The 13957-nt window shown below is 34.6% G+C and carries 16 protein-coding genes and 2 other annotated features; of the genes, 15 read left to right on the top strand and 1 reads right to left on the bottom strand.

The genetic code is table 11. From position 1 onward, the window contains the following. Positions 1 to 119: 119 nt before the first annotated feature. The 13 genes from TY11_RS11720 (at position 120) to TY11_RS11660 (ending at position 11615) form a co-directional block, all read left to right on the top strand. Positions 120 to 1151 (top strand): glyceraldehyde-3-phosphate dehydrogenase, encoded by a 1032-nt coding sequence (locus tag TY11_RS11720; RefSeq protein ID WP_042146324.1) that lies wholly within the window; start codon positions 120 to 122, stop codon positions 1149 to 1151. Positions 1152 to 1302: 151 nt separating this feature from the next. After that, positions 1303 to 1689: a hypothetical protein gene (locus tag TY11_RS11715; RefSeq protein WP_042146323.1), complete on the top strand. Its 387-nt coding sequence runs from the start codon at positions 1303 to 1305 to the stop codon at positions 1687 to 1689. A 29-nt stretch (positions 1690 to 1718) separates the two neighbouring features. Then, positions 1719 to 2186, top strand: coding sequence for a transcriptional regulator NrdR (gene nrdR / locus TY11_RS11710; protein ID WP_042146321.1), 468 nt, complete (start codon positions 1719 to 1721; stop codon positions 2184 to 2186). A 31-nt stretch (positions 2187 to 2217) separates the two neighbouring features. Continuing rightward, positions 2218 to 3582, top strand: a complete 1365-nt coding sequence (locus tag TY11_RS11705) for a replication initiation and membrane attachment family protein (protein ID WP_042146320.1) — start codon at positions 2218 to 2220, stop codon at positions 3580 to 3582. A 25-nt stretch (positions 3583 to 3607) separates the two neighbouring features. Next, positions 3608 to 4540, top strand: coding sequence for a primosomal protein DnaI (gene dnaI, locus TY11_RS11700; protein ID WP_042146317.1), 933 nt, complete (start codon positions 3608 to 3610; stop codon positions 4538 to 4540). Between the two features lie 221 nt (positions 4541 to 4761). Further along, the gene (gene ytxC, locus TY11_RS11695; RefSeq protein ID WP_042146315.1) at positions 4762 to 5616 is read left to right on the top strand and encodes a sporulation protein YtxC; all 855 of its coding nucleotides are present in this window, start codon (positions 4762 to 4764) and stop codon (positions 5614 to 5616) included. Positions 5617 to 5668: 52 nt separating this feature from the next. Next, positions 5669 to 5888 (top strand) — a binding site (T-box leader). Between the two features lie 67 nt (positions 5889 to 5955). Further along, complete coding sequence (gene thrS / locus TY11_RS11690) at positions 5956 to 7905, top strand: threonine--tRNA ligase (RefSeq protein WP_042146313.1); 1950 nt, start codon at positions 5956 to 5958, stop codon at positions 7903 to 7905. A gap of 279 nt (positions 7906 to 8184) precedes the next feature. Continuing rightward, positions 8185 to 9036 carry a P-loop NTPase family protein gene (locus tag TY11_RS11685; protein WP_042146312.1) on the top strand — a complete coding sequence of 284 codons (852 nt, stop codon included), beginning with the start codon at positions 8185 to 8187 and terminating at the stop codon, positions 9034 to 9036. Positions 9037 to 9259: 223 nt separating this feature from the next. Continuing rightward, positions 9260 to 9383: a sequence feature (ribosomal protein L20 leader region), on the top strand. Positions 9384 to 9449: 66 nt separating this feature from the next. Next, positions 9450 to 9956, top strand: a complete 507-nt coding sequence (infC, locus tag TY11_RS11680; RefSeq protein ID WP_042146310.1) for a translation initiation factor IF-3 — start codon at positions 9450 to 9452, stop codon at positions 9954 to 9956. Between the two features lie 31 nt (positions 9957 to 9987). After that, complete coding sequence (gene rpmI / locus TY11_RS11675) at positions 9988 to 10182, top strand: 50S ribosomal protein L35 (protein ID WP_042146308.1); 195 nt, start codon at positions 9988 to 9990, stop codon at positions 10180 to 10182. 77 nt (positions 10183 to 10259) lie between these two features. Beyond that, on the top strand, positions 10260 to 10619 hold the full coding sequence (gene rplT / locus TY11_RS11670) for a 50S ribosomal protein L20 (RefSeq protein WP_042146306.1): 360 nt from the start codon (positions 10260 to 10262) through the stop codon (positions 10617 to 10619). Positions 10620 to 10682: 63 nt separating this feature from the next. After that, entirely contained in the window at positions 10683 to 10955 is a 273-nt protein-coding gene (locus TY11_RS11665) for a DUF1294 domain-containing protein (protein WP_042146304.1), read from the top strand. 84 nt (positions 10956 to 11039) lie between these two features. Continuing rightward, entirely contained in the window at positions 11040 to 11615 is a 576-nt protein-coding gene (locus TY11_RS11660; RefSeq protein ID WP_042146303.1) for a TVP38/TMEM64 family protein, read from the top strand. A gap of 41 nt (positions 11616 to 11656) precedes the next feature. Here TY11_RS11660 and TY11_RS11655 read toward each other — a convergent pair whose 3' ends face one another. Further along, positions 11657 to 12043 carry a hypothetical protein gene (locus tag TY11_RS11655; RefSeq protein ID WP_042146301.1) on the bottom strand — a complete coding sequence of 129 codons (387 nt, stop codon included), beginning with the start codon at positions 12041 to 12043 and terminating at the stop codon, positions 11657 to 11659. A gap of 154 nt (positions 12044 to 12197) precedes the next feature. On the opposite strand from TY11_RS11655, the gene dut reads away from it, so the two are divergent. Next, complete coding sequence (dut, locus tag TY11_RS11650) at positions 12198 to 12632, top strand: dUTP diphosphatase (protein WP_042146299.1); 435 nt, start codon at positions 12198 to 12200, stop codon at positions 12630 to 12632. 196 nt (positions 12633 to 12828) lie between these two features. After that, positions 12829 to 13914 (top strand): M42 family metallopeptidase, encoded by a 1086-nt coding sequence (locus TY11_RS11645; protein WP_042146296.1) that lies wholly within the window; start codon positions 12829 to 12831, stop codon positions 13912 to 13914. The last annotated feature ends 43 nt before the right edge of the window (positions 13915 to 13957 follow it).

Here is a 13957-nt window from a genome sequence, read left to right as displayed (position 1 = left end):
AGGAAGGGCAAAAATACCTCTCCTGAGTTTTTTTATTTATGCTTACATTCCGACACTAATGTGTTATACTATATGTGAATTTTTATAAAATAGTATATCATAATGCGGGAGGACTTTTCATGAGTAAAACTCGAATTGCAATTAGTGGATTTGGACGAATTGGGAGAATGGTTTTCAGGCAAGCAATTACAGATCCTAATTTAGAGGTTGTAGCCGTTAATGCTAGCTATCCTCCAGAAACATTAGCCCATCTTATTAAATATGATAGTGTACACGGAATTTTTCAACCCGAAGTGAAAGCGCTTCATGGCGAATTGCAGGTAGATGGAAAAAAAGTCAAACTCGTAAATTCTAGAGAGCCAGAAAAATTACCTTGGAATAGACTTGAAATTGATGTTGTAATTGATGCAACTGGAAAATTTAAAACAAGAGAAACTGCTGGATTACATTTAAAAGCTGGAGCAAAAAAAGTTGTCATTACAGCACCTGGAAAAGAAGTAGATAAAACAATTGTAATGGGGGTAAATCATGATACGTACGACGAAGCAAATGATAATGTTATATCTAATGCTTCTTGTACAACAAACTGTCTAGCACCAGTGGTAAAAGTTTTAGATGAAAACTTTAAAATTAAGAACGGGCTTATGACGACTGTTCATGCTTTTACCAATGATCAAAAAAACTTAGATAATCCACATAAGGATTTGCGTCGTGCACGAGGTTGTACGCAATCCATTATTCCAACATCAACAGGTGCAGCCAAGGCTTTAGGAGATGTACTGCCACATCTAAATGGAAAATTACACGGAATGGCTTTGCGTGTTCCAACACCGAATGTTTCATTAGTTGATTTAGTAGTTGATGTCGAGGAATCTGTAACGACAGAAATAGTGAACAATATATTCCAAACTGCAGCTAAGAATGAATTATCTGGCATTATCCAATATAGTGATGAACCGTTAGTGTCAATAGACTATACAACTTCAGAATTCTCAGCAATAATAGATGGATTATCCACCATGGTAATGGATAACAACAAGATTAAAGTATTAGCATGGTACGATAATGAGTGGGGCTATTCTACTAGAGTAGTCGAGCTTGTGAAATATGTTGGAAGTTTTTTAAAGGCAAAAAAAGTATCCGTTTCATAACCGAATAATATGATAGAATGGTAGAGAGTTGAGCTAAATATTACGCTCAACTCTCTTTGCTTTTTTAATTTTTACTAGGGTAAATCTATAAAACATGTTAAAATAAATAGAGTTATAGTATTCGGAATGAGAAGAAATGGGAGTGGAATGGATGTCTTTTGGCAAGAAATTATCCAGGTTTTTTTATAATCAAGCTGAAACATCGGAGAAGCATTGGGACAAGGAACTCGAGACCCATTATTATAAAACAACTAAGGATAAAGGACTAACAAAACTAGAGGAGATAATTAAAGGATCAACTAACTATAATATCAATTCCGTCTCTTTAGAACACGGTGAAATAAGCTTCCATGTTGTGAAAGGTAATAAAGCATTTGTTATTGCAACCGTTATTATGGTCCGTCCATATCAAACCGCAATTGATTTTACAGTTACAAGTGAATCTGCACTTCCATTTGACTTTGGAAAGAGTTCGAAATTAATTAAACAGTTTTATGAGAAGTTAGATAAGGAATTACCATTAATTGATAAAAATTAGTCATTGTTTAGTAAATGGGGTTATTTAGGATGAGATGTTCAAACTGCCAAAATAAAAATACAAAAGTTTTAGATTCTAGACCAATCGAAGAAGGGCGTTCTATTCGTAGGAGACGCGAATGCGAAAACTGTGGCTATCGTTTTACAACGTTTGAGCGTATGGAGGAAGTCCCGTTAATCGTTGTTAAAAAAGGTGGTACTAGACAGGAATTCAGTCGTGAAAAGTTAGTTCGGGGACTAATTAAAGCGTGTGAGAAGAGACCCGTTTCAATCGACCAAATTGAAACACTTGCTTTTAATGTAGAAAAAGAATTACGAAATACAGGAGCATCTGAGATTGATAGTAAAGAAGTTGGAGAAATGGTGATGGAGCTTCTTTCTAAGGTGGATGATGTTGCGTATGTACGTTTCGCATCAGTATATCGTCAATTTAAGGATATAAATGTTTTCTTAGATGAATTAAAGGATTTAATACAGACAGACAAAAAGAACTCCTAAGACTCCTTATTATCTTGAAAGAAGGGTTTAGATGAATTTTATTGGAAAAATATTACCAGTTGATGGTTATACGGTTGTTTTACATGGTAATTTGCCAGTTGACTATTCAAAGTCATTAACCCATCTTTATCAGCCATTACTTGGGATTAAAGCAGTTATGCTTTATCAAACATTACTACATGAAATGGACTTTCAAAAAGAAGTACCTATTCAGACACACCATACATTGATGAACTATTTAAACATCTCATTAGTTGAAATTTATGAGGCGAGGTTAAAGCTTGAGGGAATAGGATTATTAAAAACATTTGAGGAAAAGTCAACGGAAGAAACGGTCTTTCATTATGTATTACAAAGCCCCTTCTCACCGTATGACTTTTTCAGAGATGCCATGCTCTCACAACTCTTATACCATCATATTGGTGAAGATAAGTATTCTTTACTTAATTCTCATTTCGTTAGGCAACCGGAACAGTTATATGGTAGCAATATTACCGCCTCATTCGGGGATGTATTTGATACGATTCATTCAGATTTTATGCCAAAACAAAATGTAAATCGTTTACCAGAGAGCAATGGCCCGCAATTAGAGACCATTGACTTTTCTTGGATGGAACATGTGTTGAAATCACGGATGATTCCATATAAGCGTGTTTTGACAACTGAAAATAAACGAATTATTAACCAAATGATGCAGCTTTATGGATTAGCAGAATATGAAGTAGAGAAATGTGTTTTATGGGCGCTAACTGATGAAAACAAACTAGACATCGCGGAATTTAAAGAGGCGTGTCACGATATCTTTAAGACCTCACGTAAAGAAGCTTCTGTTCAATTAGTTACGAAACAGTCGGAACCTATAGTAGACATAAAGCAAGCCGATCTTAAGAAAGCAATGAGTAAAGAAGAACAACTGATTCATGAACTTGAAACAATTTCACCAAAACAATTACTAGAGGATTTATCTAGTGGTAATCACGCTTCTGAACAAGATTTGAAGGCGATTCGAGAAATCATGACAACTCAAGGGCTACCATCTCCAGTTATGAATGTATTAATTCATTATGTATTGTTACAAACTAATATGAAGCTATCAAAAGCATATTTGGAGAAAATCGCTAGTCATTGGTCGAGAGCAAATTTGCAAACAGCAAGAGAAGCTATGGTGTTTGCCAAAAAAGAAAAAGAACAATATCGAATAGCTACTGAGAAAAAACAGCAAAACTATCGCAATTATAAGCAACAAGGCAATCGTAAGGAAGTTGTTCCAGAGTGGTTTAAGGAACGGAAAAACAATACCAATGAAACGAAAAAGGGCTCTACAATTGATCTAGAACGAGAAAAAGAAGAGATTTCTTCTTTACTAAAACAATACTCCAATAATTCAAAAAAATAATCATGTATATACAAGGATGATGGACGTGAAACCAGTACAATCCACACTCAAACAATGGATGGACAAGAACAAGAATTTTCAAGAAAACTATATAAAGATTAAAAATGAAGTATTGAGTGACCCTGAGATTAAAGAATTCTTATCTTTACATCCAGAATTACCGAAACATGAAATTGAAAGAAGTCTTATCAAATTATATGAGTATAAATCTCAGTCGAAACAATGTGAATTTTGTGCTTCTTATGGATCTTGTAAAAATATTGTTCCAGGATATTCCCCAATTCTTCGTGTGGAAAACAACGAAGTCAGTTTATCATATGAAAAATGTCATAACCGCATCTTACATGAGAAGAATCAACAACAGCATAAGTTAATTCAGAGTCTATATATGCCGAAAGAAATTTTAGAAGCTACAATTGATGGGATTGATAATGATCCAAATAGAAGTAAAGCAATTCGTGAGATCATTCATTTCCTAGGAGAAGTCAAAAATGGTCTACCAAAACGAGGACTATATCTTTACGGACCATTCGGTGTAGGGAAAACGTACTTCCTTGGAGCAATTGCTAACGAATTGAAAAAATACAATCTTTCATCGATGCTAATATATATGCCTGAATTTGTCAGAGAAATGAAATCATCCATTAAAGACGACTCTATTAATGAAAAGATAGACTTTTTCAAGAAAGCTGACGTATTAATGTTGGATGATATTGGTGCTGAAACGCAGTCTGCATGGTTCCGTGATGAAGTACTTGGAACAATTCTGCAGTATCGCATGATGGAACGTTTACCAGTTTTCTTTACATCTAATTATAGTATGGATCAGTTAGAGGATCATTTGGCGAAAACTAATCGTGGAGATATAGAAGCGGTTAAAGCAGGGAGAATTATGGAGCGAATCAAGCAAGTAACAACAGAAGTTCCTATCTTTGCAGATAATAGGAGAGATACGTAAGCCAGTAAAAGATTTATCTTTTATTGGCTTTTTTATATTATTAAAGAAAATAAGGTAGAATTATTTAAGTTTATTCAAAATGAACTCGAACTCCATATTAGAGCTTTGTTCAAACCCTCCTTAATAACTATTGTTACTAGTTTTAATGGATTTATCATTTTTTAAAAAGTATGTCCATATAATGTAACAGTTTGGTTTTTGATGAGGGTGAGTGAAGCTTAATGGATGTTTATTTTTCTTCGAATAAAGAAGTTATTAGTTTCTGTGAGCAATTATTCCATTATAACAAGAAAATTGAATTACACTGGAAAACACATGAAGATTGGGGGAATCAATTAAAAATAGACTACCATCAACCTGATAATGAATTAATCGAATCTGTTGTCAAATCAATGATTGATGTTTTTGTCACACATCGGTTATCAACCATGATAAAAGGAATTACAGAAGAGTATTATTATTATTCTGATCCAGATGAAATTGAAAAGATATTGGATATTACACATTGGCTTTTTGCTGGTGAAGATGATGAAAGTGTACAAGTGAGGAAGGAAAAAGATGACCCATTGCAATTGCTTTACTCCTTATTTGTATCTAATGTGAAAAATACAACAACCGTACATTTTGATTCGATTGTTAATTTTCGCTTGAAGGTATTTAAAGATTATTTAATAAATATGGTTGGATTAGCTATTGACGAATATAAGCGGGAAGAAGACCACCAGGAATTTGTAAACATGTTACGAGAATATATAGCCAAAAAAGTACCAATATACAATGTAGTTCATATCGTGCAGGGTACTACATTCTCATTTTTTAAAGCCGATGGTAAACGATTTACCCGGATGGAATTACGAATGTTAATGCAAAAGGAGCCACTTTACATTGTTGGTTTAGATGAAGATGAACTAAATTTGGCCCCGTTAGTTGCACTAGCGCCTAAGAAAATTAAAATATATGGGGATCATCCTTCCGAACCGAAAACATTAACCGTTATAAATGTATTTCAGGAAAGAGTAGATTTTGAACCGTTTAGTAAGTTTCCATTTCCTATTTATTTAAAAAATGAACGATAGGTCTTGATTATCCTTGTAAGTAGCGCTATAATGTGGATTATATTTAGTATATTTATCTGTAACGATAAGGACATGATCATTTGAATACTGTTATGCATAGAGAGGGAAGCCAAGTGGTGAAAGCTTCCACATACAGCCAAATGATTACCACCTTTGAACTCTACTATCGAAATTTTTCAGTAGATGGTAGCGTAGATCTGCGTTAAAGATTTAAGCCGTGTATTTTTTACGGAAATTAGGGTGGAACCACGTGACCAACGCTCGTCCCTTTGCAAATGTATGCAGAGGGATGGGCGTTTTTTAATTACAGAGAAAATAATAGAATAAGGAGTGTTAGTCATGGCAGAAATCAAAATCGTTTTTCCAGATGGCGCGAGTAAAGAGTTTCCACAAGGAACGACTGGAGAAGATATTGCAGCCTCTATTTCTCCAGGTTTAAAGAAACAAGCATTGGCTATTAAATTAGATGGGAAACCGTATGATTTAAAGCGTGAATTAAACCAAGGTGGGGCAATTGAAATTATTACCTATAAAAATCAAGAGGGTGTTGAAATCGCAAGACACTCAACAGCCCACTTAATGGCACAAGCAATTAAACGTCTGTATAAAGATGTGAAGTTTGGCGTTGGTCCTGTTATTGAGGAAGGATTCTACTACGACTTTGATATGGATGAAAAAGTTACTCCAGAAGACCTTCCAAAGATTGAAAAAGAAATGAAACGTATTGTGGATGAGAATCTAGAAATTGAGCGAATTGAGGTAAGTCGAGAAGAAGCGAAGAAAATGTTCTCTGAAATTGGAGACGACTTAAAGCTTGAATTAATCGATGCAATACCGGAAGAGGAACAAGTAACCATTTACAAACAAGGAGAATTTTTCGACCTTTGTCGTGGAATCCATGTTCCTTCTACTAGTAAAATAAAAGCATTTAAATTATTAAGTATTTCCGGTGCTTACTGGCGTGGAGATAGCAATAACCAACAACTTCAACGAATTTATGGTACAGCTTTTGAAAAGCCAGCACAGGTTGAAGAGTATCTGCAAATCTTGGAAGAGCGGAAAGAACGTGATCATCGTAAACTTGGTAAAGAACTTGGTATTTTTACAGTCAACCAAAAAGTAGGTCAAGGTTTACCACTATGGTTACCTAAAGGTGCTACCATTCGTCGGCAGATCGAGCGTTATATTGTTGACCTAGAGGAACGTCTAGGATATAACCACGTGTATACACCAGTACTTGCAAATGTTGAGTTATACAAGACAAGTGGACACTGGGATCACTACCAGGAGGATATGTTCCCTACTATGCAAATGGATAATGAAGAATTAGTTCTTCGCCCAATGAACTGTCCACACCATATGATGATTTTCAAAAATCAACTATGGAGCTACCGTAACATGCCAGTTCGTATCGCAGAATTAGGTACAATGCATCGTTACGAAATGTCTGGTGCTTTAGCTGGTTTACAACGTGTTCGTGCAATGACACTAAATGATGCACATATTTTTGCTCGACCAGACCAATTAAAAGAAGAATTTATTCGTGTGGTTGAACTAATTCAGCATGTATATAAAGACTTTGGAATTGAAGATTATTATTTCCGTTTATCATATCGTGACCCTGAAGATAAAGAAAAATATATCGACAATGATGAAATGTGGGAAAGAACACAAAGTACTTTAAAAGAAACAATGGAAGATATGAACCTGGAATATGTAGAAGCAGAAGGAGAAGCAGCCTTTTACGGACCGAAGCTAGATGTACAGGTTAAAACAGCTTTAGGTAAAGATGAGACACTATCAACTGTACAAATTGATGTTCTGTTACCAGAGCGTTTTGAACTATCTTATATAGGTGAAGATGGTAAAGAACACCGTCCAGTCGTAATTCACCGTGGTGTTGTATCCACAATGGAACGATTTGTTGCCTTCTTACTAGAAGAATATAAAGGTGCCTTCCCAACTTGGTTAGCACCAGTTCAAGTGAAGATTATCCCGGTATCACCACAGGTTCACCTTGATTATGCTAAGAAAGTAGCTGAAAAGTTACAATATCAAGGAGTTCGAGTAGAGGTTGATGAGCGTGATGAGAAAATTGGTTATAAAATCCGTGAAGCTCAAACTGAAAAAATACCATTTGCTCTTGTAGTTGGAGACAAGGAAGTAGAAGACAACGCGGTTAATGTAAGAAGATACGGAGAACAAAAATCTGAAACACTTGTCTTTAATGACTTTGAGAAACTTATTAAAGAAGAAATTGAGAAGAAGACATTACACAGAAAAAAATAGCTCGAAAAAATTATCTTGTTATGATAAAAAAGACTATCAAATGAAGTTGATTTGATAGTCTTTTTTTATAGTTAAGTGAAGTGAGCTTGATATGTTATTCGGAATATTGTGGTAAAATAAAAGCGGAGTTCATAGAGGAAATTCCTTAAAAATCAAAACAGTTTTGATAGGTTGGAGAAATAATTATAAATATCCTGGAGTTACATAAAAAGGGGTGAGTTCAGTGGACAATTTATTTTTATATGAAACATTATAATTTATTAAGAAAGGGGCATGTTTTTGGAAACAAAATTACTATTGGTAGAAGGACTTCCCGGATTTGGTAAATCCACTACAGCGAATTTGCTTTACAATATTTTATCAGAAAGTAAAGTAGATGCTTCCTTATTTCTCGAAGGTAATTTAGACCACCCTGCAGATTATGATGGGGTATCCTATTTTAATAAAAGTGATTTCGAGAATCTGATAGCAAGTTGCGGAGAAATAAAAGAAGTATTACATGATAAAGTTATAAAAAGAGATAATGCCTACTTTTTGCCATACCGAGAAATTACAAATGAATATGGATCGGTTTTTCCCAACAACTTATTCGAAACTATCTTCAAAAACGATATTTATGAATTACCATTAGAAAAAAATATAGACTTAATCACTCAGAGATGGGTAGAATTTGTTGAACAAGCACTCAATGAAAATAAAACTTATATATTCGAATGTTGTTTTATACAAAATCCACTAACAATTGGAATGGTTAAGTATGGTGTGGGAAAAGAGAAAGTTATAAATTATGTTCTTACATTAGAAAAAGTCATAGAAAAGCTAAATCCTGTACTGTTTTACATCGAGCAAGATGATTTAGATTTCTCATTCAAAAAAGCATACAAAGAGAGACCAAAAGAATGGTCCTCTGGATTTATAGAGTATTACACAAACCAAGGTTATGGGAAGATGAAAGGATACAAGGGTTTAGAAGGAACCATTAAAGTGTTAGAAGCAAGAAGACATATCGAAAATGAATTATTTGATATGTTACAATTAAAAAAGACTAGAATAAATAATTCACAATATGAAACTGCTAATTATAAGTCAATGTTAATTGAAGAATTATGCTCATTTGAAGTTTTAGATTAATGTAGTATACGTAACTAGTGAGTGTAAAAATCTATAATTAGTTTCCATATTTTTAACCAATAGTTTTACTCAGGTCTATGGGGTACTATACAATTAAATTATGAAAGTCGATATAGACTTCCATAATTGGGGTAAGTAGTGTATACTAGATATTGAACAAAGGGTTGACAATTTATTCATATACATGTTACTCTATAAAAGTTGAATAAAATTGAATGATTCTGATGACAAGTAGAGGCACCCGCTTCTCACCTTTCAACGCTACTGTGGTTGTTGGCTGGTTTACATCTTTTATGAACGACTAAAGACGTGTGGGTGCATTTGTGTGCCCACACTTTTTGTTTAATAAGAACTTGTCAGGTAGTGGATCAGAAACCCAAAAAATTTGGAGGTGGCTGGCTATTAGCAAAGATATGAACGTTAATGAAAAGATTCGTGCGAAAGAGTTACGATTGATTGATGCAAACGGTGATCAACTTGGAGTAAAATCACGTCAAGAAGCATTGGAACTTGCACAAAAACAAAATTTAGATTTAGTTTTAGTTGCACCAACTGCAAAACCACCAGTTGCAAGAATCATGAATTACGGTAAATTCCGTTACGAGCAACAAAAGAAAGAAAAAGAAGCTCGCAAAAATCAAAAGATTATTAACGTCAAGGAAGTACGTTTTACACCAGGAATCGGCGAACATGATTTTAATACGAAATTAAAGAATGCTCGTAAATTCCTTGAAAAAGGCGACAAAGTAAAAGCAGCAGTTCGTTTCCGCGGACGTGCAATTACCCACAAGGAGCTTGGCCAAGAGGTTTTAGACCGCTTTGCAAAAGAAGTAAAGGATATTGCAACAGTGGAATCAAAACCGAAAATGGAAGGCCGCAACATGTTTATGATGCTAGCTCCAATCAATGAAAATAAGTAATAAGCATTAAGCTTTCGAGGAGGAAATCAACATGCCAAAAATGAAAACTCATAAAGGTTCTGCTAAACGTTTCAAAAAAACTGGTAGCGGAAAAGTAAAAAGATCACATGCTTACACAAGCCATATGTTTGCTCATAAATCTCAAAAGCAAAAACGTAAATTACGTAAAGGTACACTAGTTTCTTCTGGTGACTACAAGCGTATCAAAGCAATGCTTCCTAAATAAGAAGTATTTCTAGTATCAGCAATCATTAAAACTAAACTAAATTGACATATATCGAGTCGTATTAGGAGGGAATTACTATGCCACGTGTAAAAGGTGGAACAGTTACGCGCGCTCGTCGTAAACGCGTACTTAAATTAGCTAAAGGTTACTACGGTTCTAAGAGAACGTTATTTAAAACTGCAAAACAACAAGTAATGAAGTCAGGTCAATATGCTTATCGTGACCGTAAAAATAGAAAGCGTGAATTCCGTAAGCTGTGGATCGCACGTATCAATGCTGCAGCACGTACAAATGATCTATCTTACAACAAATTAATGCACGGTTTAAAATTAGCAGGTATTGAAATTAACCGTAAAATGTTATCTGATCTAGCTGTTAACGATTCACAAGCATTTGCTCAATTAGCTGAACAAGCTAAAGCTGCATTAAACAACTAATTGAAATAACCAAACCAGTAAAAGCTGGTTTGGTTATTTTTACATAATGGGAGGAAAAAGAATATGGGTGAATTACCTGAGTTGTTGTTTTATATTGGATTTGCTAATCTTCTTGGTTTTGTTTTAATGGGGGTGGATAAAAAACGCGCAAAAAAAAATGAGTGGCGTATACCTGAACGAACCCTCTGGGGAGTAGCTGTTTTAGGAGGAGCAATTGGTTCTTTTATTGGAATGCATGTATTCCGTCATAAGACAAAACATACCCCTTTCCGTATTGGAATGCCATTATTGATTATTGTTCATGTTGTGCTTTATGGTTATTTTTTCATGTCATAATAGCTCGTCTCTTGTCATATACATGTACCGTTAATAGATCATGCTTTTTATATCTTTCTTACCTGTGAAAGAAGGAGGAGTCGTATGGAAATATTCGGGAACTACATCATGGCAATTGTACAGACAGGAGGATTATTTGCCCCGTTATTATTTATAAGTGTACACTTACTCCGTCCTCTGTTTTTCTTACCTGTTGTGTTTATTTGTGTATCTGGTGGGATTATATTTGGTGTGTTTTATGGTACTGTATTCTCCATCATTGGTATTACATTATCTAGTATGATTTTTTATATTGTTATTCAGTGGATGCCTAAAACATCGAAACGTTTAATACGTATGAAGAAAAAACTAATTGGTAAACATACCGAATTAACAATGACACAAATTTCTTTGTTACGTCTTATACCTTTTATACATTTTCATTTATTATCGTTATGTTTAATTGAAATAACATCAGATTTCTCTGATTATACGAGGTCATCTCTATTAACTAGTATTCCACTAGCGTTATTGTATACATCTATTGGTGGATGGTTATCAAGCTTATCCCCTATGCATATCCTCTTATCCTTATTTGCATTATTGCTTTTAATCTACGCATTAAGACGTAAAGAGATTGTTATAAAATGGGAAGATTTCTTTCCATCTAGTACACAGTAGTAAAAAAGATGGCTTAGGGGAGAAACCCTTAAGCCATTTTTTTAGTTAGTAAGCAATAATTTATTAATAGGATGTTTCCAATTTATTGTTGCATGTGGATAATGAATCAATAGTTCTTGTTCTAAAAAGTAAAGATCTTCACGGGTTAAGCCTTGTAATTCAAGTGGATTAACTACTGTTACATATATATCTACAATTTCAAAGGAACTTTCTGTTGTACCTACATACTTTTCTCCTTCAAATTGACATCCTTTATAGACAAAACGAATATTTTTCTTACTGTTTCCCTGTTCATCCAAATAGTAAAACCCTTTTGTTTGTTTGGCATTTTCTAAGAGTCTTTGCGGATTGCGAAAGTATTGTATAATAGAATAAGTTAGCAAAATAATGGCCGCCACAATTAATACACGAAACATAATCACTATCATTACCATCGTCTCCTAAGGTTTAGGTTATTATTATGCAATACGTATTGAAGGTAAACAAGGTTTCATATTTTATGTGAAAAAGATGTTACAAATTGATATAAATTTATTATACCAATACTGTTACACCAGAAATCAAAGAAAAAGAGGGATAGAAATGGACTATACATTAAAGATTAAGTTAATCCATGAGGATGCAAAAATGCCGTATCGTGCGAATGAAGGGGATGCTGGTCTAGATTTATTTTCTACTGAAGAGAAGATAATTAAACCTGGTGAATCTGCGTTAATTGGAACAGGCATTCAAATAGAATTACCAAAAGGAACCGAGGCACAGATAAGGCCGAGAAGCGGTTTAGCATTAAAACATTCCATAACCATACTGAATACACCTGGAACCATTGACGAAGGGTACAGAGGGGAAATAAAAGTAATCTTAATTAATCATGGGAAGGAAGATTTTATAGTTGAGAAACAGATGAGAATTGCTCAAATGGTAATCGCACCAGTGTTAAAGGTTAAACTTGAACGAACAGAGGTATTATCCAGTTCCGTTAGGGATCAAGGAGGATTTGGTTCATCTGGAAAGTAACAGTTGATATCTTGACTTTATAATTACATACTAATATATAATATGAAAGATACTGCTATGGGTAAAATAAAGGATGAGAATTTGGCTATAATATGCGAATGGCAAACACAATAACTTTAGTAAACAAATATCTAATAATATCCAAAATTTTCATTTCGCGTTATACTAAGAGAATAAAGAAATAGGAGGGAAACATATGGCTCAATTAGACGAAACGCTATCGATGCTGAAGGATTTGACAGATGCTAAAGGAATTTCTGGAAATGAAAAAGAAGCAAGAGATGTGATGGAAAAATACATAAGCCCTTATGCAGATGAGGTGTATACTGATAATATTGGTAGTTTAATCGCCAAAAAAGTCGGTAATGAAAATGGACCGAAGATAATGGTAGCCGGTCACTTAGATGAAATTGGATTTATGGTAACTAGAATTGATGATAAAGGATTTGTTTACTTCCAAACGATTGGTGGCTGGTGGAGCCAAGTTATGCTTTCCCAACGAGTAACTATAGTTACTTCAAAAGGTGACGTTACTGGGGTAATTGGTTCAAAACCACCACATATCCTGTCTGCTGCGGAACGTAAGAAACCAGTTGAAATTAAGGATATGTTTATTGATATTGGTGCTTCAAGTAAATCTGAAGCGTCTGATTTTGGTGTGAAACCAGGGGATTCAATTGTTCCGTACTTTGAATTTACTCCAATGAAAAATGAAAAACTATTACTTGCAAAAGCGTGGGATAACCGAATTGGTTGTGCGATTGCAATTGAAGTCTTAAAGCAATTACAAGGTGAAAGCCATCCAAACGTCGTGTACGGTGTAGGAACAGTACAAGAAGAGGTAGGACTTCGTGGAGCTAAAACTGCCGCGCATGCGGTTAAACCGGACATTGGATTCGGTGTTGATGTTGGTATCGCTGGTGACACTCCAGGAGTTAAAGAACAAGATGCAGATAGCAAAATAGGAGAAGGTCCACAACTTGTTCTTTACGACGCATCGATGATTTCCCATAAAGGTGTACGTGACCTAGTTGTTCAAACTGCTGTGGAGAACAATATTCCATTCCAGTATACATCTATTGCAGGTGGAGGAACGGATTCTGGTTCTATCCACTTAACAGCAAACGGTGTACCGTCCTTGTCTATCACAATTGCAACACGTTACATTCATTCACATGCAGCAATACTTCACCGAGATGATTTTGAAAATGCTGTGAAGCTAATTGTTGCTGTTATTAAGAAGCTTGATCGTGAAACCGTAAATGAGATTTTCTTAGCTTAATTCATAGATAAGAATCGTACAGTAATCATTACTGTACGATTTT

The organism is Paucisalibacillus algeriensis (genome assembly GCF_000577245.1).
Classification (GTDB): domain Bacteria; phylum Bacillota; class Bacilli; order Bacillales; family Amphibacillaceae; genus Ornithinibacillus.
Note: the sequence above shows the minus strand (reverse complement) of the source record. Positions and strands in the feature narration are given on the sequence as shown.